Origin of the sequence: Pigmentiphaga soli (genome assembly GCF_039541095.1) — a bacterium.
Classification (GTDB): Bacteria; Pseudomonadota; Gammaproteobacteria; order Burkholderiales; family Burkholderiaceae_B; genus Pigmentiphaga; species Pigmentiphaga soli.
Genome location: NZ_BAABFO010000049.1, coordinates 1 through 5,838, shown reverse-complemented (window position 1 = coordinate 5,838; position 5,838 = coordinate 1). Strand labels below are relative to the sequence as shown.

The window sequence follows — 5,838 nt, the reverse complement described above, 5'->3', positions numbered from 1 at the left end:
GCACGAGGGGTTCTGGGGGGTATTAGCCTGACGATGACCTACTTTCACAGACGAATGTCCACTATCATCGGCGCGAAGGCGTTTCACGGTCCTGTTCGGGATGGGAAGGGGTGGGACCACCTTGCTATGGTCGTCAGGCATGACTTGTCGACGGGTCGCAGGTTCCTTGCGGGAACCGCGCGCACCATCCAATCTGGGAAGAAGCTCAACAGCGTATTCGTATGGGAGTGACTGCTTTGCGGCACTCGCTACAACCGCCAGGGTTATAGGATCAAGCCGCACGGGCAATTAGTATCGGTTAGCTCAACGCATTACTGCGCTTCCACACCCGACCTATCAACGTCCTGGTCTCGAACGGCCCTTCAGGGGGGTCAAGCCCCCGGGAAATCTTATCTTCAGACGAGTTTCCCGCTTAGATGCCTTCAGCGGTTATCTCTTCCGTACATAGCTACCCGGCAATGCCATTGGCATGACAACCGGTACACCAGAGGTACGTCCATTCCGGTCCTCTCGTACTAGGAACAGGCTCCGTCAAATTTCCAGCGCCCACGGCAGATAGGGACCAAACTGTCTCACGACGTTTTAAACCCAGCTCACGTACCTCTTTAAATGGCGAACAGCCATACCCTTGGGACCGGCTACAGCCCCAGGATGAGATGAGCCGACATCGAGGTGCCAAACACCGCCGTCGATATGAACTCTTGGGCGGTATCAGCCTGTTATCCCCAGAGTACCTTTTATCCGTTGAGCGATGGCCCTTCCATTCAGAACCACCGGATCACTATGTCCTGCTTTCGCACCTGTTCGACTTGTCAGTCTCACAGTTAAGCACGCTTATGCCATTGCACTATCAGCACGATTTCCGACCGTACCTAGCGTACCTTCGAACTCCTCCGTTACCCTTTAGGAGGAGACCGCCCCAGTCAAACTGCCCACCATGCACTGTCCCCGACCCGGATAACGGGCCAAGGTTAGAACCGCAAACAAATCAGGGTGGTATTTCAAGGACGGCTCCACGAGATCTAGCGACCTCGCTTCAGCGCCTCCCACCTATCCTACACAGACCGGTTCACAGTCCAATGCAAAGCTACAGTAAAGGTTCATGGGGTCTTTCCGTCTAGCCGCGGGTAGATTGCATCATCACAAACATTTCAACTTCGCTGAGTCTCAGGAGGAGACAGTGTGGCCATCGTTACGCCATTCGTGCAGGTCGGAACTTACCCGACAAGGAATTTCGCTACCTTAGGACCGTTATAGTTACGGCCGCCGTTTACCGGGGCTTCGATCAAGAGCTTGCACCCCATCACTTAACCTTCCGGCACCGGGCAGGCGTCACACCCTATACGTCCACTTTCGTGTTTGCAGAGTGCTGTGTTTTTATTAAACAGTCGCAGCCACCGATTCTCTGCGACCCCATCAGGCTCCGTGCGCAGGCACTTCACCCTACCGGGGCATACCTTCTCCCGAAGTTACGGTATCAATTTGCCGAGTTCCTTCTCCTGAGTTCTCTCAAGCGCCTGAGAATATTCATCCCGTCCACCTGTGTCGGTTTGCGGTACGGTCTCGTTCAGCTGAAGCTTAGAGGCTTTTCCTGGAACCACTTCCAATCACTTCGCGAGACAAGCTCGCTCGCGCCACACCCTTGAATTGCGCGCCCGGATTTGCCTGAGCGCCTTCTTCGATGCAGCAACGGGGACGTCCAACACCCCGATGATCTTCCGCGATCCGTCCCCCCATCGCACTGAACGACGGTGCTGGAATATTAACCAGCTTCCCATCAGCTACGCATCTCTGCCTCGCCTTAGGGGCCGACTCACCCTACGCCGATGAACGTTGCGTAGGAAACCTTGGACTTACGGCGAGAGGGCCTTTCACCCTCTTTATCGCTACTCATGTCAGCATTCGCACTTCTGATACCTCCAGCAGCCTTTACAAGCCACCTTCGCAGGCTTACAGAACGCTCCCCTACCACGCATGGATAAATCCACGCATCCGCAGCTTCGGTATATCGCTTAGCCCCGTTACATCTTCCGCGCAGGACGACTCGATCAGTGAGCTATTACGCTTTCTTTAAAGGATGGCTGCTTCTAAGCCAACTTCCTGACTGTCTATGCCTTCCCACTTCGTTTCCCACTTAGCGATATTTGGGGACCTTAGCTGGCGGTCTGGGTTGTTTCCCTCTTGAGTCCGGACGTTAGCACCCGGTGCTCTGTCTCCCGAGCTGTACTTCCAGGTATTCGGAGTTTGCAATGGTTTGGTAAGTCGCCATGACCCCCTAGCCATAACAGTGCTCTACCCCCTGGAGTAATACTCGAGGCACTACCTAAATAGTTTTCGGGGAGAACCAGCTATTTCCAGACTTGTTTAGCCTTTCACCCCTATCCACAGCTCATCCCCTAGTTTTTCAACACTAGTGGGTTCGGTCCTCCAGCACGTGTTACCGTGCCTTCAACCTGGCCATGGATAGATCGTCTGGTTTCGGGTCTACACCCAGCGACTGAACGCCCTATTCGGACTCGCTTTCGCTACGCCTCCCCTATCCGGTTAAGCTTGCCACTGAATGTAAGTCGCTGACCCATTATACAAAAGGTACGCCGTCACCCCACAAGGAGGCTCCGACTGTTTGTATGCATGCGGTTTCAGGATCTATTTCACTCCCCTTCCGGGGTTCTTTTCGCCTTTCCCTCACGGTACTGGTTCACTATCGGTCGATCACGAGTATTTAGCCTTGGAGGATGGTCCCCCCATCTTCAGACAGGATTTCACGTGTCCCGCCCTACTTATCGTGCGCCTAGTTCCACCTCAGGGATTTCGAGTACGGGGCTATCACCCGCTATGGCCGGCCTTTCCAGACCGTTCCCCTATCACCGAAGCTAAAACGCACAGGCTGTTCCGATTTCGCTCGCCACTACTTTCGGAATCTCGGTTGATTTCTGTTCCTCGAGCTACTGAGATGTTTCAGTTCACCCGGTTCGCCTCGCATACCTATGTATTCAGTATGCGATACCGCCGAAGCGGTGGGTTTCCCCATTCGGATATCTGCGGATCAAAGCTCGTTTGCCAGCTCCCCGCAGCTTTTCGCAGGCTACTACGTCCTTCATCGCCTGTGATCGCCAAGGCATCCACCACATGCACTTAGTCGCTTGATCCTATAACCGTAGCGGCTATAGAACTCTGGTTTACTCTAGCGTTTGTGCCGTCCCAGGGACATGACTTCCTGGGACTGATAAATGCAATCACAACCCGTATCCAACACACACGGGCTCTCGCCCACGTGTCCCGGACACTGTTACTGTTGTGCTTCTTCCAGATTGTTAAAGAACAAAAACAGCCAATTCGGTAATGCGTACTGCCGGTACTACGATTGCCAAGCCAAAGCCCAGCCTTCAACACGGACTCGCCGCGCTCAAGCCTAGGTTCTGAACCAGATGCCAGATAATTGGTGGAGGCTGACGGGATCGAACCGACGACCCTCTGCTTGCAAAGCAGATGCTCTCCCAGCTGAGCTAAGCCCCCATAAGAACCCCGACCCTGCACCACCACACCGCCCCACCCAGGGTGCAGCGGATCCGGCTTTGCCGGTCCGCCAGCACCGCCCCCTGGGGGGCGCGCGTCAGCGCGTAGGGGGGGGCCATCTCTGGTGGGTCTGGTTGGACTCGAACCAACGACCCCCGCCTTATCAAGACGGTGCTCTAACCAGCTGAGCTACAGACCCATATTCCTACAGGATCCGCTCACGGAACAGATCGCTCCGCCCCGATCCAGCACTGCAACAACCGATAAGAGTGGACGCTTGGCGGTACGCGCTTCGCTCTGAAAGGAGGTGATCCAGCCGCACCTTCCGATACGGCTACCTTGTTACGACTTCACCCCAGTCATGAACCCTACCGTGGTAAGCGCCCTCCTTGCGGTTAGGCTACCTACTTCTGGTAGAACCCACTCCCATGGTGTGACGGGCGGTGTGTACAAGACCCGGGAACGTATTCACCGCGACATGCTGATCCGCGATTACTAGCGATTCCGACTTCATGCAGTCGAGTTGCAGACTGCAATCCGGACTACGATCGGGTTTCTGGGATTGGCTCCCCCTCGCGGGTTGGCGGCCCTCTGTCCCGACCATTGTATGACGTGTGAAGCCCTACCCATAAGGGCCATGAGGACCTGACGTCATCCCCACCTTCCTCCGGTTTGTCACCGGCAGTCTCATTAGAGTGCCCTTTCGTAGCAACTAATGACAAGGGTTGCGCTCGTTGCGGGACTTAACCCAACATCTCACGACACGAGCTGACGACGGCCATGCAGCACCTGTGTTCCGGTTCTCTTTCGAGCACTCCCAAATCTCTTCGGGATTCCAGACATGTCAAGGGTAGGTAAGGTTTTTCGCGTTGCATCGAATTAATCCACATCATCCACCGCTTGTGCGGGTCCCCGTCAATTCCTTTGAGTTTTAATCTTGCGACCGTACTCCCCAGGCGGTCAACTTCACGCGTTAGCTGCGCTACCAAAGCCCGAAGGCCCCGACAGCTAGTTGACATCGTTTAGGGCGTGGACTACCAGGGTATCTAATCCTGTTTGCTCCCCACGCTTTCGTGCATGAGCGTCAGTATTATCCCAGGGGGCTGCCTTCGCCATCGGTGTTCCTCCACATATCTACGCATTTCACTGCTACACGTGGAATTCCACCCCCCTCTGACATACTCTAGTCCGGGAGTTAAAAATGCAGTTCCAAGGTTGAGCCCTGGGATTTCACATCTTTCTTTCCGGACCGCCTGCGCACGCTTTACGCCCAGTAATTCCGATTAACGCTTGCACCCTACGTATTACCGCGGCTGCTGGCACGTAGTTAGCCGGTGCTTATTCTGCGGGTACCGTCAGTTACGCCAGGTATTAGCCGGCGCCGTTTCTTTCCCGCCAAAAGTGCTTTACAACCCGAAGGCCTTCTTCGCACACGCGGCATGGCTGGATCAGGGTTGCCCCCATTGTCCAAAATTCCCCACTGCTGCCTCCCGTAGGAGTCTGGGCCGTGTCTCAGTCCCAGTGTGGCTGGTCGTCCTCTCAAACCAGCTACGGATCGTCGCCTTGGTAGGCCTTTACCCCACCAACTAGCTAATCCGGCATCGGCCGCTCCAATAGTGAGAGGTCTTGCGATCCCCCCCTTTCCCCCGTAGGGCGTATGCGGTATTAGCTACGCTTTCGCGTAGTTATCCCCCGCTACTGGGCACGTTCCGATGCATTACTCACCCGTTCGCCACTCGCCACCAGGGTTGCCCCCGTGCTGCCGTTCGACTTGCATGTGTAAGGCATGCCGCTAGCGTTCAATCTGAGCCAGGATCAAACTCTTCAGTTCAATCTCTGTTGTTGATGTACTGCGAGCCCAAAACACAGGTTCGCGGTACGTTCGCTGCGTACTCAAAGAAAGTGAAAGGTAAATGACTTTACCTAAAACTTCTTTCAGTGAGCACTTGATTTCATTGGCTTAGCCAACCGGTAAACCGGATGACACCGCGTCGACACTCAAGCGCCCACACTTATCGGCTGTTTGGTTTTTAAAGAACGGTACTGCCTACTGCTTACTCCGCCTTCCCCCTGCCTCGCCCGCGTCGCCGTTTCCAGCGCTGCGTTCGTTCAGCAGAGAAGCGAGATTATGAAGAGCTTTTTTCGTGTTGTCAAATCAGCGATTCGCTTTCTTTGACACCCCGATGACCCAGCCAAGACATCTTCAAGACACCCCGGCCCAACCATCCTGCCCTTCCTCGCCACCGCCGCACCGCGTTGTTTGCGTTGCAGCAGCCAAGACAGAAACTATAGCACAGCTTTTTCGGGCCGTGCAAATGGATC

At 55.0% G+C, this 5,838-nt stretch carries 2 tRNA genes and 3 rRNA genes; all 5 read right to left on the bottom strand.

Features of this window, described 5'->3' with window-relative positions:
- Positions 1-25: 25 nt before the first annotated feature.
- Positions 26-138 (bottom strand): 5S ribosomal RNA (rrf, locus tag ABD927_RS24455).
- Positions 139-267: 129 nt separating this feature from the next.
- Positions 268-3,149: ribosomal RNA gene (locus ABD927_RS24450) — 23S ribosomal RNA — on the bottom strand.
- A gap of 291 nt (positions 3,150-3,440) precedes the next feature.
- Positions 3,441-3,516: transfer RNA gene (locus tag ABD927_RS24445), tRNA-Ala, on the bottom strand.
- Between the two features lie 122 nt (positions 3,517-3,638).
- Positions 3,639-3,715 (bottom strand) — tRNA-Ile (locus ABD927_RS24440).
- A 101-nt stretch (positions 3,716-3,816) separates the two neighbouring features.
- Positions 3,817-5,347 (bottom strand): 16S ribosomal RNA (locus ABD927_RS24435).
- The 16S, 23S and 5S rRNA genes sit together here with 2 tRNA genes alongside, the layout of an rRNA operon.
- Positions 5,348-5,838: the final 491 nt, after the last annotated feature.